Raw genomic sequence first — 23,316 nt, 5'->3', positions numbered from 1 at the left:
GTCACCTTTTGGTGACCATCTGAGGAGATAAGCCTATGCCTGCCTGGGTTGACGGTAAACTGATGTTCTTCGCGGATTCCCCGCCGCGCCGCTTGATGGATCTTTTCTCCCTGAAGTGGAGCAGCATGGTGTTGCATGCGCTGTATCACTGGCCGAACCAGCGCGCCCGCACCGGGGAACTTCAGCGCAGTTTGCAGGGGATTTCGAAGAAGATGTTATTCCAAACGCTGAAAGAACTGGAACAACGTGGCCTGATCGCGCGCCATGTTTATGAGGTAGTGCCACCGAAGGTCGATTATCGCCTGACACCGCTCGGGATGACCTTTGCCGCACCGATTGAACAGATGTATCAATGGGGGCTGGAGAATCAGGCCGCGCTGGACGAAATGACCGCCAACTACCGCGCGGCTACGGACGCGCGAGACGTTTAACTGGCAGCCGAACGGACGGGAGTTGTAACAGGATATGCGTGAGGCAGATGATTTCAGTTTACCGATACTCGCCCGGATTTAGCGTACAAATCCGGGCGGGAAGGCTATCAATCGGCCTGATCCGTTAAGGTGTAAGGATCGATTTTTGTAGGCGGTAAACCAAATGCATTTAATTTAGCCATCAGCGAATTATAGGCATTGGGGTCTTTCGGCATCAATCCCCAGATGGAAAAGAAGGATGCAAGGTTATGCCCGGAATAAAAGCTGGCTCGCAAAATGAAGCTGTTTATTTTCTCTTCATCGGTTGCCAGAACAGGTTGCGTAGCACGGTAATAACGATGTAACGACTGATAAAACACATCACCATAAGCCAGCCAGAGCTGATGGAACATCATTAATTTTCCTTCATTGCCCAATTCCTTATCCAGATTGTAATCCTTTTCAGACGACGTCTTATTAAGATACTTTTTGGCTCTCCCCCAGGAATCAGTTTCTTTCATCCAGCGGGATGGATATATCCCCATGGCTCTTTCGGCCGCGAGCGTGAAAATATTAACCTGAACTTCGTTAATCCCATCCCATCTCCATAAATTCTGCTGATGCATATGGCCCAACTCATGCCAGGGGCCCCAACCATCGTTGGCAAATCCTTTAAGACTGAGGAGATGCCCCATCGTATCTTTGTAATAAGCGGTGTGATAATCGGTTGCAATCATAAACACGTCGGGATTATCTGTTTCAGTCATTAATATCTTGTGCAAACTTTTGCTATTTGAAGAAAAAAGTGTAGGATCATCTTGTAACATTGCAATTTTATCTTCAGCGTTTATGACTTTGTCAATGGCCTGTAACACTTTATCCTGATCTTCTTCGAGATAACGCAACGCATTTTCCCGCGAAGCGACAATAATGGCACGTTCTGATTCCAGAATGACATCAGGCGCCGGATAATTATCTAACATTGCGCGCCATGCGGCCTTCGTCGTCGTGCCCAATTGATACCTCGGCATTGGATTTGCGCCCTCTATGGTAAGGTTGCATGATGCGTCAGCATTATATTCCATCATTGCTGCCTGTGCGTAAAGAATGCCCCCATTCTGACCCGAGGTGAGAGTGTTATGCACATTCTGGACTACCGCTCTTCGTAGAGGAGTCGTGCCTTTATAACGGGTATAAGTACCTACCTGAATATAAGGATATATCTTGTCTTTATGATTCGTGCAATCAATATAATAATTAAAAGATTGTCCAGGCTCCACATAATATCCTAAAGGGGAACCATGATGCCAGGCCCATGATGCCATTCGTTTGGAATCCGGTACACTGAACGGAGTGCCTCTGAGCACAATTGGCGAATTATTAGAAACTGTTTCATTGCCAACCAGATTGATGGGAGGAAAAACCTGAGGAGATACGTTCATTGCATAGAGAGAGGAAGATCCAGTGATAAATATCAAGGCAAGAGTACGGGGCAGCATTTTTTTTGACAATTTATACATCCTTAAACATTAATTTCCATTTAATATTACTACCTGGTGCGGCCATATTTCTCTCAATAAGAATACTAAGGAGATAAGCAAAAGGTGGAAGTTTAGCCCCCCTTATTTCCACATCAAGAAATATGGCGCACAATAAAATCACTCAAAAGTAATAATATTTACTTGATCGCAATCAATTTCAAATAATCTGAAGGATTATCTAAATAAAAACCAGCTATTTCCATGAATGAGAAAAGCGCATGATTTATCACAAAATCTGGATGGGAATGATATCAGCCAGCCTAATCATTCAAGGAGTAGGGATCGTTTTTTGTAGGTGGAAAACTAAATACACTTAATTTACATATGTCCGATGGGGCATTCTCGATATAGATTCTTTCCTGATGGTTTATCGTTACATCTTAGTTAAAATGAGTTACTTCCGAGTAGGACGCAGATTTATGGATAAAAAATCGTTAATTATCCACATACCGTGGTAGCGGGATTTTGTCGCGCGGCTAGGGACGCGACATCAGACGCATCATGCACCTCTGGTCCTGCTCCTGACGCGGATTAAACACCACCAGGCTCAGGCCGGGTTTACCCTCGACGGCAAAGGTGCTGTACTCCAGTTCCAGCACCCCTTCGTCCGGTAGCCATAGTTGTTTGATCCCTTCGCCATGCTGGCTGACTTCCTGCGATTGCCACAAGTGGCGGAAGGTTTCACTCATGGTGCACAACTCGTCCACTAGCGCACGCACATGCTCGCTGGCTCCGGTGCGCGCCACATCGGCGCGGAAGTTCGCCACCATACCGCGCGTGACCTTCTCCCACTCGGGTAAGCGCTTTTTCATCTGCTCATCGCGGAACATCATCAGCAGGATATTGCGCTGATCAGGTGGTAGTTGCGCATAATCGACAAAAACCTTGGTAGCCGCCCTATTCCACGCCACCACTTGCCACTCGGCGGTTTTCACCAACGCCGGGGTGATTGGCATACTGTCCAGCACGCGCTGCAACGAGGGCGATACGCTCACCCCACCTTGCCAGCTGACACCAGGCAGACGATTCTGCGCCAGTAAAAAAAGGTGATCGCGCTCGGCGGCACTCAACTCCAGCGCCTTCGCTAATCGCTCCAGCACCACCTCAGATGGCGCACCGCCCCGGCCCTGCTCCAGCCAGGTATACCAGGTGGTGCTGACGCAGGCGCGAACCGCCACTTCTTCGCGGCGCAAACCCGGCGTACGACGGCGCTGCATCGGGTAACCGAGTCGGGCTGCGTCCAGACGCTGGCGGCGTTCACGCAGATAATTGCCCAGCAGATTGTCGTCTTGCATTGTCATGGTTTGTATCCTGTTAGTTTCAATACCCGTATAAGCTCACGTCTGTTCACCCGGTCGCAGGCTTTTATCATAGTGCCTGTTAACAGCCAGTGAGGAGCACGAATATGCGAATTTTTGTGACCGGGGCGAGCGGCTTTGTCGGCTCCGCCATTGTGAAAAAACTCCACGCACGTGGTCACGCGGTACTGGGGCTGGCGCGGAGCGATGCGTCAGCAGACAAGTTGCACCAGCAGGGCGTGACGGTGTTGCGCGGCGATCTGGAGGATATTGCCAGCCTGCGCGTCGCAGTGCGACAAAGTGACGGCGTGATCCACGCTGGCTATATCCATGACTTCAGTCGTATGGATCATGCCGCCGCTGTCGATCTACAGGCGATTTTAGCCATGGGTGAGGAACTGGCGGGTTCCGATCGGCCACTGATTGTTACCTCCGGAACCGCGCTGGTTGCACCGGGACGGTTAGCGACTGAGCAGGATCAACCGGTGGCAGGCGCGCATCCGCGTTCGGCTTCCAACGTGGCGGCACTGGCGCTGGCGGAACGAGGGGTGCGTGTCGCGCTGGTGCGCTTGCCACCGACGGTACATGGCGCAGGCGATCACGGTTTTGTGCCGATGCTGATTAACCTGGCAAAGGAAAAAGGCGCGGCGTTTTACGTGGATGACGGGGAGAACCGCTGGCCTGCGGTCAATCGCTTTGACGCTGCCGAGTTGTTTTGCCTTGCGGCGGAGCAGGCACAAGCGGGCACCATTCTGCATGCGGTGCAGGAAGAAGGTATTCCCTTCCGCCAGATCGCGGAAACCATTGCCGCAGGGTTATCTCTGCCGGTGAAAAGTCTGACACCAAACGAGGCGCAGGAATGGCTGGGTTGGATGGCGCGTTTTGCCGCCACCGATAATCCGACGTCCAGCGCATGGACGCGCCAGACCTTTAACTGGCAGCCAGACGGGCCGGGATTGTTGCAGGATATGCGCGAAACAGATTACTTTTGCTGATCGTACGGTACCGTAGCGGCGCGATTTATCGCGCGTTTTTTAACATCATAGGTCAAACGAGCGCGATAAATCGCGCCGCTACGGTTAACGACTATGCGAAAGGAAATTCACGCGCCAGCAGGCGTGCAATCACATTCAGCGCGCCTTCATCATTGTTGCTTTCGGTTTTATAACGCGACACCGCGTTGACTGGCGCGGCCGCATTCGCCATCGCAAAGCTGTAGCACGCCTGACGCAGCATTTCGAGGTCGTTCGCGCTGTCGCCAATCGCCAGCACTTCGCAATCATCGATACCCCATTTCTCCTGCAACAACGCGATACCGTGCGCCTTATGGCAGCCGGGAATGATCAGATCGACAAAGCCAAAACCACTGGATACCGGATGCATAATGTTTTCAACCGCATTCAGTTGCGTATGCAAACGCTCCATCAGCGCATCAACACCTTCATGCGCCAGATTGAGCGAAAACTTAAAGATGATGTCATCGATATCGTAAAGGTTGTCGCGTTTTTCCAGACGATGGTAATGGTTGGCGAGCATCGCCATTACCTCATCCGGCATCGAGGTATGCACATAGGCACCATTACGGCCGCACACCACGGTGCTGATCTCCGGCTCTTTTGCCAAAATGTCGAGGATCTGATGCACCGCTTCCGGTGCCAGTTCGCCACAGAAAATCTCTTCGTTGCTGTCCGATACCCAGGCACCGTTCTCTGCCACAAAGGCAATTTCGTTTTTGATTTCAGGAAAATAGCGCAGCAGCTGATAATATTGATTGCCGCTGGCGACCACGAAACGGATGCCCTTCTCTTTCAGCAACGCGTACTGACGCAGAAAGCGCTGCTTGTTGTACTGCTTGTTGTCATCCAGAAACGTGCCATCCATATCCACCGCAATCATTTTCACTGCCATAGTGCTCTCCTGTATCTGTGCGCCGTCACATCCATCCGGCTTCAAAGGTTTTATTCAGCTTACTCGCGGTGTGGATTAATGAGAATGTTAATTATCAGATTGTTCACCGCTTTCAGAGATTTCCAGACCATCTTTTACTGTAAATCGCTGCCTTTTTCCCTGATCCCGCTACAGATTCAGGTGAGGGCGTTGGTATCACGCCCCCGTCTGACGTTATGCCGCTGCGCTCTCCTCCCGCAATCCTGCCAGCAACGTCAGCGAACTGGCGACCGCACCGAAGATCCCACCCTGCATATGAATCATGCTTAAAGCGGCTTCATGATGCTTCAGTTCCGTTGCAGCGCAGCAGTCCGACAACACCAGACATTCGAATCCACGATCGTTGGCTTCACGTAACGTGGTATGCACGCAAACATCGGTGGTGATGCCGCTGATGATCAGATTGCGAATGCCGCGACTGCGCAGAATCAACTCCAGATCAGTGGCATAGAAGGAGCCTTTACCGGGTTTATCAATAATCACCTCACCGGGCAACGGTGCCAGCTCTGGGATAATCTCCCACCCCGGCTCCCCACGCACCAGAATGCGGCCACAGGGACCGGGCGCACCAATCTCGGCCTGCATGCGCTTTGAACGCCAGCGTTTGTTGGCTGGCAGATCGCTCAGATCCGGGCGATGACCTTCACGCGTATGAATAATAGGGAAGCCCAGCGCACGCATTTTCGCCAGCACCTGCTGCAACGGCACGATGGGGGCGCGCGTCAGGGCGATATCGTAACCCATGCTATCGACATAACCGCCTTTACCACAAAAATCGGTTTGCATATCGATAATCACCAACGCCGTGTCGCGCGAGCTAAAGCGGCCATCATACGGCCAAGCGTAAGGCGTTGAATCAATAGAATAGTCAGGCATTTTCTTTCTCCAGATTCTGTACTGTCACTGGCCGCTGCATCTTCACAATCAGGGTATAGCTGAGTGCCGCTGTCACCAGCCCAATCACCGCTTCACCAAATTGCGGGAACGCCACATGTGCCAGCACCGCACACAGGCTGCCAATCGCCCAGGCGGCAAACGCGCTGCCACGCAGACGGCGAGTCGGCCGTTTTTCACTGACTTTCGCCATAAAGATCAAATCGACAATCATGACCGCGCCAAAAGGTGGCACCACGATGCCGAGCAGACTGAGCCATTCAAGAAAGTATGACCACACGCCAGCCAGCGCCAGCACGCCACCAATCCCCCCCAGGATCAGCGTCCAGATGCGCATTTTGCTGCTGAACAGATGACTAAAACCCACCGCACCGTTGTACAGGCAATGGGTGCAGACCGAACCGAGGTTGATAAACACAAACAGGAAGGCAACCGTCGAGAGCAATACGCCGTGGCCCATCAACATCGGCAGAAAATTACCGCCGTTGCTGACCGGATCAACCGCCGCCCCCACCGCAACAATCACCACACCAAACAGATACGAGATGACGTTCGCCAGCGGGAAGGCCGAAAACGCGGCAATAACCGCTGAGCGCCCATCTTTGGACCAGCGCGTGAAATCTGCCGTCATGGTGCCGGAATCGGCAAAACCCGCCACCACCATAGTCACGGCCGTCCCCATACTCATCGCGCCGGCGGCGCTGGCACTGCCCTGCCACTGCGTGATGGCACTGAAATCATGATTTTCCGCAATCAGCCATAAGGCCACCAACCCCAGCACCACAAACAAGGGTGCGGCGATCATCCCCAGCACCGAAAGCGCCCGAACACCAAGAAAGGTGACGCCGGTATACAGCACCATGGCGAAAGCCGTTACCGCCAACGCGTTCCAGCCGAAGGTCTGGTTAATCACGGTTCCCGTCAGACCAGTCTGGAAAGCGTACCAACCAATCACCACCGTCGACAGAAAGCCAGAGACCAGAATGTAGCCTTTGGTGCCGAAGGTGCGTTTTGCCTGTAGCGCAAAGTTCATGCCGGTGTTGCCCGCAAACCAACTCAGCGCACCCACGTAGGCAAACAACACCAGATTACCCAACAGAATGGCGATCAGCGCAGGCCAGAAGCCGAGATGCCAGGTGATGATGCCGCCAAATAACGCATTGGTTAAGATCATCGGAAAACCAAACCACACCGCGGAGACCGAACGCGTTGAATGACGATGGCTCAGGGGAACAGGCTCGTGTTCGAATTCCTGCTCCAGGGCAGGGGAAGATTTATCACTCATGGACGACTCCGGTAACAGCAGGATAGAAATGATTCCAGGGTTGAATGCGCTCAAAAGCGGCACTTGCCGCCAGCACCAGGCCATCGTCCAGATGACGACCTACAATCTGCATGCCAATCGGTAACCCGCTGGCCGTGAAGCCCGCCGGGACGGAAGCCGCCGGTTGGCCGGTAAAATTGAAGGGAAAACAGAAAGAGAGCCAGTGGTCGCTGCGAACCATACGGCCATCAATGATCTCCGGGCCTTGCATGCCCAACGGGAACGGTGGTGTGGCTAAAGTCGGCGTCAGCAGCAGATCGTAACCTTGCATAAAGCGCCATAGCTGGTTACTGAGTTTTTTCCGTGCCGCGATGGCATCGGTGAATGTCTCCGCACGCCAGTCATGTTGTAGCATGGCGGCCAGATGGGGAGACATGCGCGATCCCAGTTGCGTGCGCAGGTCACGCATCCCACTCAGGTCACTTTCCAGCGCCACCAGCGCCGAAAAAGCGGCAACTTCATCTTCAATCGCCGGGTTAACCTCTTCCAGTTCTGCCCCCAGTTTGCGAGCAAAACGGCGTGCGGCGGCAGTCACAACGTCGCGGACTTCAGCATCAACCGCGACAAAACCAAAGTCCACGCTGAAGGCGATACGTAAGCCCTTCAGCGGTTTCGCCAGCGTATTTAGCCAGTGCACATCACTACAGGGAATGGAGTGTCGATCGCGCATATCGGGGCCAGCCATCACCGACATCATTAGCGCGGCATCACGCACGCTGCGTGTCATCGGACCGATATGCTCCAGCGACTCCCAACTCGATACTCCCGGATAGCGTTCGTCACGACAGCCAGGCCATAGCGGCACGCGCCCCATCGACGCTTTTAAGCCATAGACACCGCAGTGCGCTGCCGGAATACGCACTGATCCCCCACCATCGCTACCTAACGCGATGGGACAAAGACGAGCAGCCAGCGCCGCCCCCGAACCGGCACTGGAGCCACCAGGGGTTTTGCTGAGATCCCACGGATTACGTGGCGATGGGAACAGCGGATTGTGCCCTACACCGCTATAACCGAATTCCGGTGCGGTGGTTTTCCCCAACAACACCGCATCTGCCGCCAGCAGACGCTCGACAGTGATGTCATCTTCATCCGGGATAAAATCGGCATAGGCGGCGGAACCGGACGTGGTTTTTATCCCGGCAGTGCAGATCAAATCCTTCACCGCCAAAGGCACCCCAGCCAGCGCACCGAGTGTTTCCCCTTTCAGCCGTCGGGTATCAATCGCGCTGGCCTGTGCCAACGCCCGCTCTGGCACCAGAGTACAAAAGGCCTGAACCTGCGGTTCCCGCTGATTGAGACGGTCGAGTGCGGCTTGCGTCAGTTCACGTGCTGACACCTCACCGTTGCTTACCAGTGTCGCCAGCAATGTTGCATCACCATCCAGTAACTCATCAAACATGACTTTCTCCAGGAGAATCGTAGATACCCGGAGTCAGTGCAGATCGCGTGCCAGATTGCTCGGCTATAACGGTGGTAAAGCGAGAAAGTCAGTCAGGATACGGACTGGGATACAAGATCGAATTCTTATAGCCAGAAAACGTTAGCACCATTGCTAGCAATGCACTAAAACGGCGCGGGCATTGCGGCAAAACCGGGCAGAGTCTGGAGTACACTGAGTCGATCCACCAGCGCCCTGACGCGCAGTGGAATAAAACGCGCGTCAGGAAAAACCGCGTACAGGTAGCGGTCCGGCAAGCGATATTCAGGCAACACCTGAACCAGGGAGCCAGATGATAATGACGCAGCACCCAGCGGCAGTTGTAAACCACCAACCCCCAATCCCGCTTCAATCGCCTGCATCAGCACCTGGCTGGTGTTGGCTCTGAACACAGTATTCACCGGAATGGTGAGGGTTTCCTCGCCAGAAATTAAGGTCAGGGGTGCGTCTTTAGCGATGCCTGCGAAACGCACATGGGGAAAATCCCGCAACTGCGCCACCTCGCGTAACGGCCGATCGTGGATTAACGCCGGGGACGCCACCAACACCGTGGTTACCCGCGCCAACTGACGCGCTGCCATATTCGCCGGAGGGTGATCTGCCAAACGCAACGCCACATCAACACCTTCACTGATCACCTCAACCAGTCGATCATCCAGCGCGACATCCAGCCGGATACCCGGATGCTCCTGCTGAAAACGCAACAGATGCGGCAGGAATAGCTGGCCGATACCGCTGGGAAGCTGGATATGCAGATTGCCCCGCAATTGCTGCTGCACCGGGCGCAGTTGCGTCTCAATATCGTCCATTGCCTCTATCAGTGGTTGTATTTGTTGCAGATACTGCGCCCCTGCTTCCGTTAGCGCCATCGCACGGGTAGTACGTCGCAGCAACACCACCCCCAACTCCGCTTCCAGCGCGGCAATCTGCTGGCTGATCGCCGACTGTTTGCTGCCGCTCTGGCGTGCAGCCGCAGAGAAAGAACCCGCCTCTGCCACGCGAATGAAGGTGGCGATGGCATTCAGCTTATTGTTCATTTATTAAATTCCGTGATAAGTGACATCAAATTGATGGGATATAACCACAAAAAATAATAGATGAGAATGCAACCTCCACATCATTTGGAGATCCTCTATGCATCACTCATCACAGCAAAAGGTCGCCCTGGTAGCGGGGGCGACCGGCATCGTCGGCAGTAAACTGATAGAAACGTTGTTGGCGCAGCAGTGGCAAGTTATCGGCCTGACCCGCCAGCAGACGCAACAAACGCAGCCTATCCCTTTGGTTAGCGTGGATCTGCTGGACAGCACCAGCAGCGCATCAGCTCTGGCTGGATTGACTGACGTGACCCACATCTTCTACAGCGCCTGGCTGGATGCGCCCGACTGGTCGTCAATGGTGGAGCCTAACGTCACAATGCTGCGCAACCTGGTGCAGGGCATCGACGCTTGTGCGCCGTTGCAGCATGTCAGCCTGATGCAGGGATATAAGGTTTATGGTGCCCATCTGGGACGTTTCAAAACCCCGGCGCGTGAAAGTGATCCCGCCGTTGTGGGCGCGGAGTTTAATGCGGCACAGCTGACATGGCTCTCGGCATACCAGCAGGGTAAGCCCTGGCACTGGAGCGCGCTGCGGCCAGGCGTCGTCGGCAGCCCGGTAGCGGGCAATATGATGAACCTGGCGCTGAGTATCGCGATCTATGCCTCGTTATGTCGGGTGCTGGGATTGCCGTTACGTTTTCCCGCCTCACTCGCCACCTGGCACAGCATGGTCGATCACACCGACGGCAGGTTATTGGCAGCGGCGACCGTTTGGGCGGCAGATAACGATGCGGCACGTAACCAGGCCTTTAACGTCAACAACGGCGACTTGTGGCGCTGGAGTGAACTCTGGCCCGCCATTGCGCGTTGGTTTGAACTTGACAGCGCACCTGCCGCGACGATCTCTTTCCAGCAAATATTTCGCGACTACCGTCCGCAATGGCAGGCGCTGGCTGAGCAGGCTGCTCTGCGACAGACTGACCTGCTGCAACTGAGTGATGGGCGCTTTGCGGACTTTGTTTTTAGCTGGGATTACGACATGTTCGGCGATGGCAGCAAATTACGCCGTGCCGGTTTCAGTCACTACTGCGCTACTGACCAGATGTTTTTTGATTTGTTTACGCAGTTCCGTCAGGCGAGGATCATTCCTTAATCTCTGACTCATAGAAAAAGTTACACAACAGCTGCCAGAGATAGCTGGCAGCTGGGGTGAAACGGTGATCCACGCTGCGCAGCAAATGGCACTGACTTTCCCGCGCGATGCGGTGATCGAGGGGAATCGCCCGCAACCCCTGCTCCAGCAAAGCGCGTGGCACCGCCTGTTGCGTCATAAACGCAATGCCCAATCCGGCCTGGCACAGCGCCAGTGCACTGGAAAACAGGTTGCAGCAATATGCCGGGGCCAGCAACTGTCCTTCACTTTTGAAGATGGCACTGAGATAACGTTGCAGACCAAAGGTGTCGCTCATGGCGATCAGACGGTGCTGTGTCAGTTCCGCCACGCTAATTGAGGAGTAACCGGCAATGGGGTGATCCGGCGTAACAATGGCGCAAATTGGCCCTCGCACAAAGCTATGACTTTTTAAGCCAGGTGGCCCGGCAGTGCCAAAACCGACCGCCATATCGACCTCACCGCGCATAATCAAGTCAACGGTGGTTTGCATATCACCCGAACTGATATCGATAAACACCCCCGGCCAGGCGACGGAGAACTCCTGCAACACATGGTTAACCACCTCTTCCACCATGCCCTGCCCGATGCGCAACGTGACCGATCCACCACGCATATGCCGCATATCCCGCAGTTGTCGCTCCAGCAGTTTGCGGCGCTGCGTGGTCTGCGCATAATCCTCGGCCAGCAGCTTACCGGCTTCCGTGAGCACCACATTGCGCCCGCGCCTCTCCAGCAGCGGCAATTGCAGGCTACGCTCCAGCAGCGACAGTTGGCGACTGACCACCGAAGGGTTGATTCCGAGGGCATCGGCGGCACGCCGGATACCGCCCTGCATCCCCACTTCATATAAATAACTTATCGCTTTCTCAGGATAAGCGGCATTTGTCATAAGATAAGCCTATCTGTTGCTTTCAGGTCAACAATTCTAGCATTCCCAGTTCATTTTTAACCGCTGACTTTTCTGCGCATACTGCCGTCTGGACTAAGGCAGGAAAATATAAATGAACCATATAAAAAATTACTTACAGCAGCACGCCGACGAGATTCTGGGCGATATCAAACGTCTGGTGCAGGCGGAATCACCGTCACTCGACAAAGCCGCCGTCGATCGCTGTGGCGAAGTGCTACAGAGCATTTTTCAACAGCGCCTGGGGATCCATGCTGAAGTTGATCATCAACCGAGCTATGGCAACCATCTGCGTTTTGCGTTGGGTGAAGATGGCCCACAAACCACCCTGATCGGACATTTCGATACCGTCTGGGATCATGGCGAGTTGGCGCTACGGGAAGAGGATGGCAAGTTTTATGGCCCTGGCGTGCTGGATATGAAAGCCGGGCTGGTGCAGGCCATCTGGGCGGTACGTGCGCTGGTGCAGCTAAAGCGATTAACCGGGAAGCGCATTGTGTTTCTCTGTAACAGCGACGAAGAGGTGGGCAGCCCCAGTTCCAGTGCCTGGATCGGCCGCAACGCGATGGGTTCAGAACAGGTGCTGGTGGTGGAACCCGCAGAAGTGGGCAGCGGTGCGCTGAAAATAGCGCGTAAAGGAACCGGACGTTATGACGTGGTGATCACCGGTCTGGCGGCCCATGCGGGCAACAACCCCGAAGAGGGGATCAGCGCGGTGCAGGAGATGGCGTATCAAATCCACGCCCTGCACGCCCTGAATGATCCGCAACGCGGTACCACGGTGAATGTTGGCATCGCCAATGGCGGTAGTCGCATCAATGTGGTGGCTGACCATGCCGAGCTGGGCATTGATACCCGTGTGACCAGCGAGGAAGAGGCGCAGCGTATTCATCACGCCATCACTAACCTGCAAGCGGTGATGCCGGGGATCACCCTGGAAGTTACCGGTGAACAGGGGCGTCCGCCGATGCGGCAAACCCCGGCTTCCACGTTGTTGCTGGTGCGTGCACAACGCATTGCCTTAGCGCTTGGTTTTGCGGTTGAAGGCAAATCCGTCGGCGGTGGCAGCGATGGCAACTTTACCGCTGCGCTGGGACTGCCCACACTCGATGGCCTCGGTGCCACTGGCCGGGGTATCCACGCACGTCATGAACATATCAATATTGTCGATATCGTGCCGCGTGCCGCCCTGGTCGCCGGTATTCTCCTTGGCGACAACTCAGCAGGTGATACGGCATGAGTCAGGTGAATATTGCGCCATCCGCCACGGTGCCGGTGGCACGTCCCGCCGGGCAAAGCCCGTATTTGCTGCTGTTTATTATGCTGGTGGTGGCGGCTATCGCCACCTGGCTGATTCCGGCGGGTGCCTTCGATTACGAAACCCGTGAGGGGATTAAGTTTGCGGTGAAAGGCAGCCTGCATGCCGTGCCGCAGTCCGGGGTTTATCCGCTGGAGATCTTCACCGCGATTGCCGACGGCATGGTGAAAGCCGCGCCGATTATCTTTTTGATTTTGTTCACCGGTGGCGTGCTGGCGGTGGTGGAGTCAACCGGGGCGATTAAAACTGCACTGAATTCTCTTGCCCGCAGCACTCGTCTGAGCGATACCCGCATCATCCTGATCTTCGGTGTGATTTTCGCCATTCTGGGCACCACCGGCGCGGTGATCAACGCGGTGGTGGCGTTCGTGCCCATCGGTTTGCTGGTGGCGCGTTCACTGGGTTTATCGCCGATCCTCGGTGCGTCGCTGGTGTATCTCTCCTGCGCCGCCGGATTTAACGTCTCGGTGTTAGGGCCAGCCACCACCGGCCTGACGCAGCACCTGGCGCAGTTGCCGATTTTTTCCGGCATGCTGCTGCGCGGACTGACCTTTCTGCTGTTTGCGTTGAGCGCGATGGGCTATTTGATTTGGTCGGTGCGCAAAGCACGTAAGGCAGGCGAGTTACGTCCCAAACAGACAGAGGCGCAGGATGCCACGCTGGTGGTGACACCACGCCATAAGTTGATTCTGCTGACCTGTGCGCTGGCGCTGATTATTTTTATCAGCGGGGCGGTCAGACTGCATTGGGGCACCAATGAAATGTCGGCGATGTTTGTCTTGCTGGCGATTGTCGTCGGGTTGATTGGCCGCATGTCCGGGACCGACATCGCTAATACCTTCCTCGCCGGTTGCTCTGGCCTGGTGAAAGGCGGGTTTATTGTCGGTCTGGCGGGCGCGGTGTCACTGGTGCTGCAACAGGGCCATGTGCTCGATCCGATTGTCGGCTTCCTGACCGATTTGCTGGCCCCGGTGCCGCAAAAGGTCGCGGCCATTGGTATGTTCATCAGCGCCGCGTTGATTCACTTCGGCATTTCATCCGGTTCCGGAGAATCGGCAGTGCTGATCCCGATCTTCTCACCGCTGGGAGATAACCTCGGTCTGACCCGCCAGGTCACGGTACAAACGGTGCTACTGGGTGAAGGCATTGTGAATTGTATCAGCCCTACCTCGGGCGTGCTGATGGCGGTGCTGGCAACCGCGGGTATCCCGTTCGGTAAGTGGCTACGTTTTATTGCACCGCTGATTGCGGTGTGGTTTGCCATTTGCGTGGTGATGCTGCTGATTGGCGTCTCGATTAAGTGGGGACCGTTCTGATTTTATAGCCCGCAATACACGTAGCGGATTGATTTATCACGCGGTTTTACCTCACACGATAAATCGCGCCGCTACACCTCCCTCCCCCACATGTAACCCTGTCCGATGCGCGTTTTTCCCTCTGTGAACTCACGCAACATTCCACTGTTGCGGTTTTGTTATTTTCGCTGCATATTACGAATGAAAGTTAAAACTAGTTCATTCGAAACATCGTACCCGGACCTGGAGTTGCTATGAACATTCCTTTTACTTCGGTAACCCTCCCAGAAGATCACAAGGCGAAAATCCGCCTGATGAAACAACAACTCAGAAAACAAATTGGCGATGTCGACGGTTTATTCCTTCAAGTGAAAGCCAAAATCAACCAAGCGATTGCGCAGGCAAAGGAAGATGAAGCACAGCGGGGCTCAGCCTGGCCGGAAGTCAGCTGGCGGGATATTGCCGAAAAGAACGTCACTCAGGCACAAATCGACTTTATCAAACGTCGTGGTTGCGTGGTGGTGAAGCAAAACTTTGCCCGTGAGCAGGCGCTGGCATGGGATAAAGCGATGCTTGATTATCTCGAACTGAACGATTTTGACCGTCAGTATCGTGGGCCAGGCGACACCTTCTTTGGCAGCCTGGAAGCCTCCAGGCCGGAGATTTACCCCATCTACTGGTCCAAATCACAGATGGAAGCCCGACAAAGTGAAGGGATCGCGCTGACGCAATCGTTCCTGAACCGGCTGTGGAAATTTAACAGTGGCGGCGTTAACTGGTTTGATCCGGACGTCAGCATCATCTATCCCGATCGCATCCGCCGCCGTCTGCCCGGCACCACGTCGAAAGGACTTGGCGCCCATACCGATTCGGGTGCGCTGGAACGGTGGTTGTTGCCCGCCTATCAGCAGGTGTTTAGCAAAATCTTCAATAACCAATTTGCTGACTACGACCCCTGGGATGCCGCCCACAGGACTGACGTCAATGAATATGATGTGGCGAATACCACCAAATGTTCAGCCTTCCGAACCTTCCAGGGCTGGACGGCGCTGTCAGATATGGAAGCCGGCCAGGGGTTGCTGCATGTGGTGCCAGTACCGGAAGCCATGGCATATGTGTTATTACGTCCGCTGCTAAGTGATGTGCCGGAAGATGAACTGTGCGGTGTCGCCCCCGGAAAAGTGCTGCCCATCTCTGAGCGTTGGCATCCCGATTTGATTGAGGGTTTGTGCTCTATTCCGCCATTACAGGCGGGCGACTCTGTCTGGTGGCATTGTGATGTGATTCATGCCGTGGCCCCGGTTGAAGACCAACAGGGCTGGGGAAATGTGATGTATATTCCCGCCGCGCCGTTGTGCGATAAGAATCTGCGCTATGCCGCAAAAGTGGCGAATGCACTGGACTTCGGTATTTCGCCCCCTGACTTCCCGCGCGAAGACTATGAACGCGACTGGCAGGAACGTTTCACCACCGCAGACCTGAACGCCATCGGCAGACGTAGCCTGGGATTAGCCTGACCGCCATCCGCCCGGTGCTGCCGGGCGGGTTTCTGTTACACTGCGACATTATCCTAACCGTGCCCAAGCCTGATGCGATGAATAGCCGACACCAACAGATTATCCAACTGGTAAACGAAAGGGGCAGCGTCACCGTTAACGAACTTTCGCAGTTAACCGGCGTTTCCGAAGTGACCATCCGCCAGGACCTTAATGCGCTGGAGCGCGAAAATTTCCTGCGCCGCGTGCACGGCTCCGCCGTCGCTCCCGACAGTGATGATGTCGGTTCGCGCATGCGCACCCGTTACAAGATTAAGCAGGCCATCGCTGAACGTGCCGCGTCATTAGTCAATGACGGTGAAGCCATTTTCATAGAGGGCGGCAGCACTAATGCCCTGCTGGCGCGCTGTCTGGCTAACCGCAAAGATTTGACCATCATCACCGTCAGTCACTACATCGCTCAGTTGCTGCGTGACTCGCAATGTGAAGTGGTTATCCTCGGCGGCCAGTACCAGAAAAGCAGTGAATCGGTGGTAGGCTCGCTGACCCGCTTCTGTATCCAGCACATCAATTTCCATAAAGCCTTCCTTGGCGTCGATGGCTGGCATGCGGAAACCGGTTTTACCGGCCGGGATATGATGCGCTGCGATGTGATCAATGCGGTGATGGCCAAACAAACCTACACCGTCGCCGTTACCGACTCATCGAAATTCGGCGTGATCCATCCCTATCCCAGCTCGCCGGAACACCCTTTTGACGCCGTGATTACCGATGACGATATTCCCGCCGCCGCGCGTGAAAATCTGTCTGAATCGGGCGTGCGGTTAGAACTGGTGGCACAGCCTGAGTAGCATACGAACGCACAAATTGATCGTTGCCTGGCCTTGGGATAAGCGCATCATGTCCTCCTTTGGCCTAAAACCAGGATCAACACATGAGCAAATTGTTTAGTCCCATCAAACTGGGTTCGCTTGAGCTGGATAACCGCATCGTGATTGCCCCAATGTGCCAATACTCGGCACAAGAAGGCTGTGCCACCGCATGGCATCGTATCCATCTGGGACAACTGGCGTTTTCTGGTGCCGGGTTACTGATCGTCGAAGCCACCGCCGTAGAAGCACAAGGACGCATTTCACCGCAGGATCTGGGTTTGTGGGATGACGCAACGGAACAGGCCTTGCAGACGGTAGTTAACGATGTTCGTCAGTACGCCGATATTCGCCTTGGAATTCAGCTCGGTCATGCGGGACGCAAAGCGTCAACCTTCGCGCCCTGGCAGGGCGGTACGCAAATTCCGCTGGAGCAACAAGGCTGGCAAACTGTTGCTCCTTCTGCGATCCCGATGCATGAAGGTGAGCACTCACCTACACCCCTGACCCATTCTGACCTTGCCCGGATTAAACAATCCTTCGTTGCCAGTGCCCTGCGCGCGGTACGCATTGGTTTTGAGCTGATTGAACTCCACGCCGCCCACGGTTATCTGCTGCATCAGTTCCTGTCACCGCTTGCCAACCAGCGTGAGGATGAATACGGCGGTAGCCTGGAAAATCGTATGCGCTTCCCACTGGAAGTGCTGGAAGCGGTGCGTGCGGCCGTGCCTGATCATGTGGCCGTCGGCGTCAGGATCTCCGCCACCGATTGGGTCGAAGGGGGTTGGGATGTGAAGCAATCCGCTGAATTCTGTCAGAAAATTGAAGCACTTGGCTCAGCGTATGTGCATGTTTCCAGCGGAGGTTTGTCAGCACAGCAGAAAATTACCGTGTCGGCGGGTTATCAGGTGCCGTTTGCCCGTGAGTTGCGCAAAGTCACCCGTATGCCGGTGATCGCGGTGGGGCTGATTACTGAACCACGCATGGCGGAAGACCTGTTACAGGATGGCGACGCCGACCTGGTGGCCCTGGCGCGCGGCATTCTTTATGATCCGCGCTGGCCGTGGCATGCCGCTGCCGAGTTGGGTGCCAGCGTGCATGTGCCACCGCAATATCTGCGTTCAGAACCGCATGGCGTGAAAGGCAGCATTAAATCACGCTAGTGGATTGGAAAACAAAAAAGCACTGCCTGAGCAGTGCTTTAATAAAAAATTCAGCAATTAAAACATACTGAATGCGGCGCTTTAATAAATTAAGCTGCGACTCTCTGTGCAGGTAATGACGCGGATAACGCGACCATTACAGATTTGCAGAAAATGCATTTTGCGCCATAAGGATTCTTTCTCGTGATGTCAAAGGCAGAAGTTCTGTATTGAGAACTCTGGCAATGGGGACATCTGAAACGGTTTGCTACTAACTTAATTTTAGAGACCTACCACATTAACTGCTGAAGGGCCTTTCTGACCATTTTCAACTGAAAATTCAACACGTTGACCTTCGTCAAGTGAACGATAATCTGTACCCTGGATAGCAGAAAAATGAACGAACACGTCTTTGCTACCATCTTCAGGAGTGATAAAACCGAAGCCTTTCTCAGCATTAAACCACTTAACCGTTCCACGAATTTTATTAGACATAATATATTACCTTTTCAATGAGCCTTGCGGCGATAGAGGCTGAATTGCAGCAACGAATCAGATCTTGGGATAAAACTCAAAGAGAAAGGCTGGAATGCGGCACTAAACTGGATGAGAGATACTATAGGAACCAACTTTGATACTGTCTGCTAATCAGACCGACGGCGCATTAACGCACGTCTAAATATCATATGCAAGATAAATATTAATGAGTATGCATAACATCCCGTAGCACCGTGTAAATTCGCTCATCGGTGGATTGCGATACATTGAAGCGCAAAAAACGATCGCACATGCCTGACTGGCTAAAGGTGTTGCCAGGTGCCAGCACCACGCCCTGACGCAGGCAAGCACGGGAAATGTCCGCAGCATCGAACCCTTCCGGCAGTTCACACCACACAAACAACCCGCTTTGCGGCACCAGCCACGGAATAATGCCCAGTTCCCCGAGTCGCTGCATGACCTGTTGCCGGTTATCGGCCAGGCGTTGCTTTATCGTCTCTATATGGCGTCGATAGCCGCTATCTTTCAGCACGTTCAGCAACAGGTCAGCCGCCAGTCTACCGCTGCTGAAACCGGTGGCAATTTTCACATCGGTAAGTTTTTCCACCCAAGCTGGTTTGGCCGCGATATAACCGCAACGCACCGAGGCGGATACCGTTTTCGAGAAGCTGCCAATGACTATCACACGCGAAAAACCATCCAATGCCGCCAGACGGGGAGCAGTGTGCGTCTCCAGATCGGCAAAAATATCATCTTCCACAATCACCAGGTCCGAATTTTCGGCGATCTTCAACAAGCGATGCGCGGTGGCCGGAGTGAGCGTGCCGCCCGTTGGGTTATGAATACCTGAGTTGGTGATATACAGCCGTGGCGCATGCAGCATTAACGCCTGCTGAAACGCCGCCAAATCCGGTCCCTGGGCGGTCCAGGGAATACCAACAACATTAACGCGCTGCGCCCTGAACAGGGCGTGGAAGTTGAAATAACAGGGATCATCCACCAGCACGGTATCGCCTGGCTCCAGCAAAAAACGGCAGATCAGATCGATTGAATGCGTCCCGGAATCGGTCAGTAGCAGTTGGTCGGGTGTGGCGGAGAGTCCATACGCCGCCAGACGCCGGGTTAACAACTGGCGCAATTCCGGGTTACCCGCCGGAACAGCATAGTCAGTCAACAGCGCGCTTTCACTGCGCGCCGCTTTCCTTAGCGCACGCCGAATACCTTCTTCATACATCCACTCCGGCGGCATCCAGCCACAGCCCGGTTTTGGCATATCCGGTGCGGCGTCCAGCGCCTGGCGGGTAATCCATAACGGATCAATATCGCGCTCCACGGTCGGTGCCAGCTGTGTCAGGTCGAGGGGGGCAATCGGCCCGGAGACGAAGAAACCCGCGCCCGGACGCGAGACAATCACGCTTTCCGCTTCCAGCCGATCATAGGCTTCCACCACAGTTGAGACGGACACCCCGGCAGATTGGGCACGGGCGCGAACGGAAGGCAGGCGGCTGCCTGGGGTTAACACCCTGGAGGCGATCTGCTGACGAATATCATCCATCAATTGTTCGATACGGGTTTTGTTTCGCAACGTCATAGATTCTCCCGCTGTACTGCCCAATCGACCAATACAGTTTCGTTAAATTGTATTGGATTGTATCTGGTTTCACTGCCGAAATCAGTGGTTAACTGCGTAATATTAAGGGAGGAGAAAATATGAAAATTAGATTAAATGGCTGGGTCAGTGGCTTTATCGGAGTGATGATTTTTGCCGGTTCGCTGCCCGCCACGCGCGCCGCCATCGGCGGATTTGATCCGCTATTTCTTACCTGTGCACGCGCCACCATTGCGGCGCTGTTGGGCTGCGGGTTGTTACTGATACTGCGCCAGAAGCGCCCTGTGGCAGCGGATATCCCCGCACTGGCCATCACCGCGTTAGGGGTAGTGGTCGGTTTTCCATTGTTAACCGCATGGGCCGTTCAGCATATCTCCTCTGCCCGTTCGATTGTGTTTCTCGGCCTGCTGCCGATGTCGACAGCGATCTTCGCCGTACTACGCGGTGGCGAACGGCCACGTCCGATATTCTGGTTATTCTCCATCGCCGGCAGCGCCATTATTGCCGGCTATGCACTGGGTGGAAGCGCGGGAAGCATGATGGTGGGTGATGCGTTGATGATTGCGGCCATCATTCTCTGTGGACTGGGCTATGCCGAAGGGGCGAAGTTATCGCGCCGACTCGGAGGTTGGCAGGTGATCAGTTGGGCGTTGCTACTCTCTGCTCCGGTGATGCTGCCCCTCGCGATAGTCACCGCCCCTGTCAGCTTTAGCGGCATCGCCATCTCTGCGTGGCTGGGATTGGCTTATGTATCGGTATTTAGCATGCTGATTGGTTTTATCTTCTGGTATCACGGCCTGGCAAAAAGCGGCATCGCGGCGGTAGGACAACTGCAACTGATACAACCGTTTATGGGGTTCGCGCTGGCGGCATTGCTGCTACACGAATCGGTTAGTTGGACGATGCTGGCGGTGGCGAGTGGCACCATTATGTGTGTGTTTGGCGCAAAACGGTATGCATCCTAACGCAGCGGCGCGATACGTCGCGCCGCTGCGGTATCCGTTATTGGTTTTGCGGATAACTCAGGGTAATCGCATCATCCGGCAGTTTGGTGAAGTCTTTGATAAGGGTGTGGAAATCCGCGATCGGGTTGAGATCGCTAAACTGCTGTGGATAGAGATCTTTCGCCAGAATTTCCATGCCGATGATATTGTACGGATGGTTATAGAAATGGTGGTACACGCCATAAACACGACCTTGTTTCACCGGTTCGATCTGCGCCAGACCGGTGCGACTCAACAGTTTCTGGAAGGTGACAGCCACATCTTGCGGATCGACACCATAACCAAACGGCAGCACGTTAGTATTCGGACGTTTGGATCCGGTCATGATGTAGACGTCCGGCTTCATGGCAATGATTTTTTCCAGTGAAATGAAACCTGAGTTACCCGGCAGCAGCGCGGAGCCGATGTTTTTACCGCCAACCGCTTCAACCAATCCACCCCAGCCGTTGTGTCCGTGGGTAAAGCAGCAGTTGTCGCTGTTACCGGCGATCGGCTCAATAAATACCGTAGGTTTATTTTTAATTTTATCAATAACCTGCGTCATTTTCTGCATATGCTGCTGGTAGAAATTGGTGTAGGCTTTAGCCTCTGATTCACGATTCAGCACTTTACCCAACAGGGTGACACTCGGCGCGGTATTCTGGGCCGGATGCAGTTCATAATCGACGAACACTACCGGAATATGCAGGTTGTTCAGCGTGTCCAGCACACCCGATTGCTTCAGTGCCGGTTTGGCTCGCAGTTGGGCAATCATCAAATCTGGTTTTTGCGCCAATACGCTTTCCAGGTTGACCTGTCCCTGGTCGTTAAAGCCCATATCAACGATTTTCGTCGCTTCCGGCCAACGGCCTTTCAACATATCCCAGGTTTGGGTGTCTTGCTTTTTCGGCAGATTATTCCAGGCAACCACGCGTTTGAATGGGTCGTCACGGTCCAGCAGCGCCAGCGCCAGGACATCTCGGCCATCCTGCAAAATAATATGTTGCGGCTCCTTACTGATGGTCTGAGTATGACCATCCATATCAGTGACACTGAGTGGATAAGTGGTGGCGCAAGCCGCCGTTGAAGCCAGTAACCCCATAGCCAGTAACAGGCGCGTTTTCATCGCAAACTCCGTGATAAAAAGAATAGTTATTATTATCAATAACCTTAACACAACCTTAAGATACAAAAGTAAACTGCACATCAATGGGTTGTGCCGGAGTACGGAGAAAATGCACCGGATTCAGGTGAAATCAGATAATTTTTGCCCGGCAACGATCAATTCATTCAACAACGTCTGGCGACGCTCTTCTGGCGTATCGCGACTCACCATAAAACAGATTGCCGCCACCGCCTGACCGCTACGTGAACGAATCGGCGCGGCCATACAGCAGGTAAAACTCTCGGATAATCCTTCCGTCAGGCAATAACCCAGTTGTCCGGCACGATGGATATCCTCAAGGAACGCCTGTTTGTCGAGGATTTGCCCATTCGCCAGACGGTAATCTTCTTCGGGGATAAGATCGAGAATAGCGCTGTCCGACCAGTTGCTGAGCAGCAGACGGCCGGTGGCGGTCCAGGTAATGGGCACCCGTACGCCAATATCGGAGGTGATTTTAAACGGATGGGCGTTACTTTCCGACAGCACCACGGTGTACTTATTCCCTTCCAGCATACACAGCTGAACCGTCTCGCCATGGCGGGCCACTATCTCAACCATTAACTGATGGGCACGGCGGATGAGGTCGTTATGCGCCATGTAGTCCGCACCGTAATAGTGCATTTCACGGCCAAAGAACACCGCGCCGTCGGCATCCAGTTCCACCAGCCCGGCTTCACTCAGCAGGCTAACTAATTCATACACGCTGGAACGCGGCGCACCGGTGGCGTCAATCAAATCACGCATCGCCATAGGCTGGCGAGCAATATGCAACTGGCGAAAAATGTCGATAACCCGGTCAACGCCGCGCGCACGCGATGGCTTTTCGTCCGGCATAAGCAAATTCTCCTGATGCAGTCGGGGGGTGGCCCAGACAGTAAAAAAGAAAAGCATCATACACCCAGCGTCAACGTTAACCCATCCCCGTTAATTAAAATTTTATTGGTTGGTTATATATTTCTCTGTTC

General features: G+C 54.2%; 22 protein-coding genes. 9 read left to right on the top strand and 13 right to left on the bottom strand.

Going from position 1 to position 23,316, the window contains the following annotated elements; genetic code table 11:
• Positions 1–35 precede the first annotated feature (35 nt).
• Positions 36–431: a winged helix-turn-helix transcriptional regulator gene (locus tag AC6I8W_RS20785; protein WP_497838557.1), complete on the top strand. Its 396-nt coding sequence runs from the start codon at positions 36–38 to the stop codon at positions 429–431.
• 107 nt (positions 432–538) lie between these two features.
• On the opposite strand, the gene AC6I8W_RS20780 is transcribed toward AC6I8W_RS20785, so the two are convergent.
• Together AC6I8W_RS20780 and AC6I8W_RS20775 are read right to left on the bottom strand one after the other, a co-directional pair.
• The gene (locus tag AC6I8W_RS20780) at positions 539–1,921 is read right to left on the bottom strand and encodes a M60 family metallopeptidase (RefSeq protein WP_497838556.1); all 1,383 of its coding nucleotides are present in this window, start codon (positions 1,919–1,921) and stop codon (positions 539–541) included.
• A gap of 506 nt (positions 1,922–2,427) precedes the next feature.
• Entirely contained in the window at positions 2,428–3,252 is an 825-nt protein-coding gene (locus AC6I8W_RS20775; protein ID WP_497838555.1) for a helix-turn-helix transcriptional regulator, read from the bottom strand.
• Between the two features lie 104 nt (positions 3,253–3,356).
• On the opposite strand from AC6I8W_RS20775, the gene AC6I8W_RS20770 reads away from it, so the two are divergent.
• Positions 3,357–4,244 (top strand): SDR family oxidoreductase, encoded by an 888-nt coding sequence (locus AC6I8W_RS20770; RefSeq protein ID WP_497838554.1) that lies wholly within the window; start codon positions 3,357–3,359, stop codon positions 4,242–4,244.
• A gap of 91 nt (positions 4,245–4,335) precedes the next feature.
• Here the strand turns inward: AC6I8W_RS20770 and AC6I8W_RS20765 are convergent, their stop codons facing one another.
• From AC6I8W_RS20765 to AC6I8W_RS20745, 5 genes are all read right to left on the bottom strand, one after another.
• Positions 4,336–5,157, bottom strand: coding sequence for a Cof-type HAD-IIB family hydrolase (locus tag AC6I8W_RS20765; protein WP_497838553.1), 822 nt, complete (start codon positions 5,155–5,157; stop codon positions 4,336–4,338).
• A 213-nt stretch (positions 5,158–5,370) separates the two neighbouring features.
• Complete coding sequence (gene biuH / locus AC6I8W_RS20760) at positions 5,371–6,072, bottom strand: biuret amidohydrolase (RefSeq protein ID WP_497838552.1); 702 nt, start codon at positions 6,070–6,072, stop codon at positions 5,371–5,373.
• The gene (locus tag AC6I8W_RS20755) at positions 6,065–7,375 is read right to left on the bottom strand and encodes a purine-cytosine permease family protein (RefSeq protein ID WP_497838551.1); all 1,311 of its coding nucleotides are present in this window, start codon (positions 7,373–7,375) and stop codon (positions 6,065–6,067) included. The genes biuH and AC6I8W_RS20755 overlap by 8 nt, the downstream gene beginning before the upstream one ends.
• A complete protein-coding gene (locus tag AC6I8W_RS20750) occupies positions 7,368–8,816 on the bottom strand; it encodes an amidase (RefSeq protein WP_497838550.1) in 1,449 nt (482 codons plus the stop codon). Before AC6I8W_RS20750 ends, AC6I8W_RS20755 begins: the two co-directional genes overlap by 8 nt.
• A gap of 164 nt (positions 8,817–8,980) precedes the next feature.
• Complete coding sequence (locus AC6I8W_RS20745) at positions 8,981–9,892, bottom strand: LysR family transcriptional regulator (protein WP_497838549.1); 912 nt, start codon at positions 9,890–9,892, stop codon at positions 8,981–8,983.
• 97 nt (positions 9,893–9,989) lie between these two features.
• Here AC6I8W_RS20745 and AC6I8W_RS20740 point away from each other — a divergent pair, with 97 nt between their 5' ends.
• The gene (locus tag AC6I8W_RS20740) at positions 9,990–11,048 is read left to right on the top strand and encodes an SDR family oxidoreductase (protein ID WP_497838548.1); all 1,059 of its coding nucleotides are present in this window, start codon (positions 9,990–9,992) and stop codon (positions 11,046–11,048) included.
• Here the strand turns inward: AC6I8W_RS20740 and AC6I8W_RS20735 are convergent.
• Positions 11,038–11,958, bottom strand: a complete 921-nt coding sequence (locus AC6I8W_RS20735; protein ID WP_497838547.1) for a LysR family transcriptional regulator — start codon at positions 11,956–11,958, stop codon at positions 11,038–11,040. The genes AC6I8W_RS20740 and AC6I8W_RS20735 overlap by 11 nt on opposite strands.
• Before the next feature lie 112 nt (positions 11,959–12,070).
• Between AC6I8W_RS20735 and AC6I8W_RS20730 the strand changes: the two genes are divergently transcribed.
• From AC6I8W_RS20730 to AC6I8W_RS20710, 5 genes are all read left to right on the top strand, one after another.
• A complete protein-coding gene (locus AC6I8W_RS20730) occupies positions 12,071–13,216 on the top strand; it encodes a M20 family metallopeptidase (protein WP_497838546.1) in 1,146 nt (381 codons plus the stop codon).
• On the top strand, positions 13,213–14,610 hold the full coding sequence (locus AC6I8W_RS20725; protein WP_497838545.1) for a YfcC family protein: 1,398 nt from the start codon (positions 13,213–13,215) through the stop codon (positions 14,608–14,610). The genes AC6I8W_RS20730 and AC6I8W_RS20725 overlap by 4 nt, the downstream gene beginning before the upstream one ends.
• A 233-nt stretch (positions 14,611–14,843) precedes the next feature.
• Positions 14,844–16,106: a DUF1479 domain-containing protein gene (locus tag AC6I8W_RS20720; protein ID WP_497838544.1), complete on the top strand. Its 1,263-nt coding sequence runs from the start codon at positions 14,844–14,846 to the stop codon at positions 16,104–16,106.
• Positions 16,107–16,183: 77 nt separating this feature from the next.
• Positions 16,184–16,936, top strand: coding sequence for a DeoR family transcriptional regulator (locus AC6I8W_RS20715; RefSeq protein ID WP_497838543.1), 753 nt, complete (start codon positions 16,184–16,186; stop codon positions 16,934–16,936).
• A gap of 83 nt (positions 16,937–17,019) precedes the next feature.
• Positions 17,020–18,117, top strand: a complete 1,098-nt coding sequence (locus AC6I8W_RS20710; RefSeq protein WP_497838542.1) for an NADH:flavin oxidoreductase/NADH oxidase — start codon at positions 17,020–17,022, stop codon at positions 18,115–18,117.
• Positions 18,118–18,206: 89 nt separating this feature from the next.
• Here AC6I8W_RS20710 and ymcF read toward each other — a convergent pair whose 3' ends face one another.
• The 3 genes from ymcF to AC6I8W_RS20695 form a co-directional block, all read right to left on the bottom strand.
• A complete protein-coding gene (gene ymcF / locus AC6I8W_RS20705; protein WP_497838778.1) occupies positions 18,207–18,377 on the bottom strand; it encodes a cold shock small protein YmcF in 171 nt (56 codons plus the stop codon).
• A gap of 1 nt (position 18,378) precedes the next feature.
• On the bottom strand, positions 18,379–18,591 hold the full coding sequence (gene cspE / locus AC6I8W_RS20700; RefSeq protein WP_497838541.1) for a transcription antiterminator/RNA stability regulator CspE: 213 nt from the start codon (positions 18,589–18,591) through the stop codon (positions 18,379–18,381).
• A 205-nt stretch (positions 18,592–18,796) separates the two neighbouring features.
• Positions 18,797–20,185 carry an aminotransferase-like domain-containing protein gene (locus tag AC6I8W_RS20695; RefSeq protein ID WP_497838540.1) on the bottom strand — a complete coding sequence of 463 codons (1,389 nt, stop codon included), beginning with the start codon at positions 20,183–20,185 and terminating at the stop codon, positions 18,797–18,799.
• Between the two features lie 119 nt (positions 20,186–20,304).
• Here AC6I8W_RS20695 and AC6I8W_RS20690 point away from each other — a divergent pair, with 119 nt between their 5' ends.
• Positions 20,305–21,168, top strand: coding sequence for a DMT family transporter (locus AC6I8W_RS20690; protein WP_497838539.1), 864 nt, complete (start codon positions 20,305–20,307; stop codon positions 21,166–21,168).
• Positions 21,169–21,205: 37 nt separating this feature from the next.
• On the opposite strand, the gene AC6I8W_RS20685 is transcribed toward AC6I8W_RS20690, so the two are convergent.
• A complete protein-coding gene (locus tag AC6I8W_RS20685; RefSeq protein WP_497838538.1) occupies positions 21,206–22,312 on the bottom strand; it encodes an ABC transporter substrate-binding protein in 1,107 nt (368 codons plus the stop codon).
• Positions 22,313–22,432: 120 nt separating this feature from the next.
• Positions 22,433–23,185 carry an IclR family transcriptional regulator gene (locus tag AC6I8W_RS20680; RefSeq protein WP_497838537.1) on the bottom strand — a complete coding sequence of 251 codons (753 nt, stop codon included), beginning with the start codon at positions 23,183–23,185 and terminating at the stop codon, positions 22,433–22,435.
• Positions 23,186–23,316: the final 131 nt, after the last annotated feature.

This window comes from Pantoea sp. X-Soil-TKNS-1211 (assembly GCF_059730495.1).
Note: the sequence above shows the minus strand (reverse complement) of the source record. Positions and strands in the feature narration are given on the sequence as shown.

What these genes read in the sequence shown, in the direction of transcription:
- AC6I8W_RS20785 (WP_497838557.1), top strand. Translation starts at nt 36, where the DNA reads ATGCCTGCCTGGGTTGACGGTAAACTGATGTTCTTCGCGGATTCCCCG.
- AC6I8W_RS20775 (WP_497838555.1), bottom strand. Translation starts at nt 3,252, where the DNA reads ATGACAATGCAAGACGACAATCTGCTGGGCAATTATCTGCGTGAACGC.
- AC6I8W_RS20770 (WP_497838554.1), top strand. Translation starts at nt 3,357, where the DNA reads ATGCGAATTTTTGTGACCGGGGCGAGCGGCTTTGTCGGCTCCGCCATT.
- AC6I8W_RS20765 (WP_497838553.1), bottom strand. Translation starts at nt 5,157, where the DNA reads ATGGCAGTGAAAATGATTGCGGTGGATATGGATGGCACGTTTCTGGAT.
- biuH (WP_497838552.1), bottom strand. Translation starts at nt 6,072, where the DNA reads ATGCCTGACTATTCTATTGATTCAACGCCTTACGCTTGGCCGTATGAT.
- AC6I8W_RS20755 (WP_497838551.1), bottom strand. Translation starts at nt 7,375, where the DNA reads ATGAGTGATAAATCTTCCCCTGCCCTGGAGCAGGAATTCGAACACGAG.
- AC6I8W_RS20750 (WP_497838550.1), bottom strand. Translation starts at nt 8,816, where the DNA reads ATGTTTGATGAGTTACTGGATGGTGATGCAACATTGCTGGCGACACTG.
- AC6I8W_RS20745 (WP_497838549.1), bottom strand. Translation starts at nt 9,892, where the DNA reads ATGAACAATAAGCTGAATGCCATCGCCACCTTCATTCGCGTGGCAGAG.
- AC6I8W_RS20740 (WP_497838548.1), top strand. Translation starts at nt 9,990, where the DNA reads ATGCATCACTCATCACAGCAAAAGGTCGCCCTGGTAGCGGGGGCGACC.
- AC6I8W_RS20735 (WP_497838547.1), bottom strand. Translation starts at nt 11,958, where the DNA reads ATGACAAATGCCGCTTATCCTGAGAAAGCGATAAGTTATTTATATGAA.
- AC6I8W_RS20730 (WP_497838546.1), top strand. Translation starts at nt 12,071, where the DNA reads ATGAACCATATAAAAAATTACTTACAGCAGCACGCCGACGAGATTCTG.
- AC6I8W_RS20725 (WP_497838545.1), top strand. Translation starts at nt 13,213, where the DNA reads ATGAGTCAGGTGAATATTGCGCCATCCGCCACGGTGCCGGTGGCACGT.
- AC6I8W_RS20720 (WP_497838544.1), top strand. Translation starts at nt 14,844, where the DNA reads ATGAACATTCCTTTTACTTCGGTAACCCTCCCAGAAGATCACAAGGCG.
- AC6I8W_RS20715 (WP_497838543.1), top strand. Translation starts at nt 16,184, where the DNA reads ATGAATAGCCGACACCAACAGATTATCCAACTGGTAAACGAAAGGGGC.
- AC6I8W_RS20710 (WP_497838542.1), top strand. Translation starts at nt 17,020, where the DNA reads ATGAGCAAATTGTTTAGTCCCATCAAACTGGGTTCGCTTGAGCTGGAT.
- cspE (WP_497838541.1), bottom strand. Translation starts at nt 18,591, where the DNA reads ATGTCTAATAAAATTCGTGGAACGGTTAAGTGGTTTAATGCTGAGAAA.
- AC6I8W_RS20695 (WP_497838540.1), bottom strand. Translation starts at nt 20,185, where the DNA reads ATGACGTTGCGAAACAAAACCCGTATCGAACAATTGATGGATGATATT.
- AC6I8W_RS20690 (WP_497838539.1), top strand. Translation starts at nt 20,305, where the DNA reads ATGAAAATTAGATTAAATGGCTGGGTCAGTGGCTTTATCGGAGTGATG.
- AC6I8W_RS20685 (WP_497838538.1), bottom strand. Translation starts at nt 22,312, where the DNA reads ATGAAAACGCGCCTGTTACTGGCTATGGGGTTACTGGCTTCAACGGCG.
- AC6I8W_RS20680 (WP_497838537.1), bottom strand. Translation starts at nt 23,185, where the DNA reads ATGCCGGACGAAAAGCCATCGCGTGCGCGCGGCGTTGACCGGGTTATC.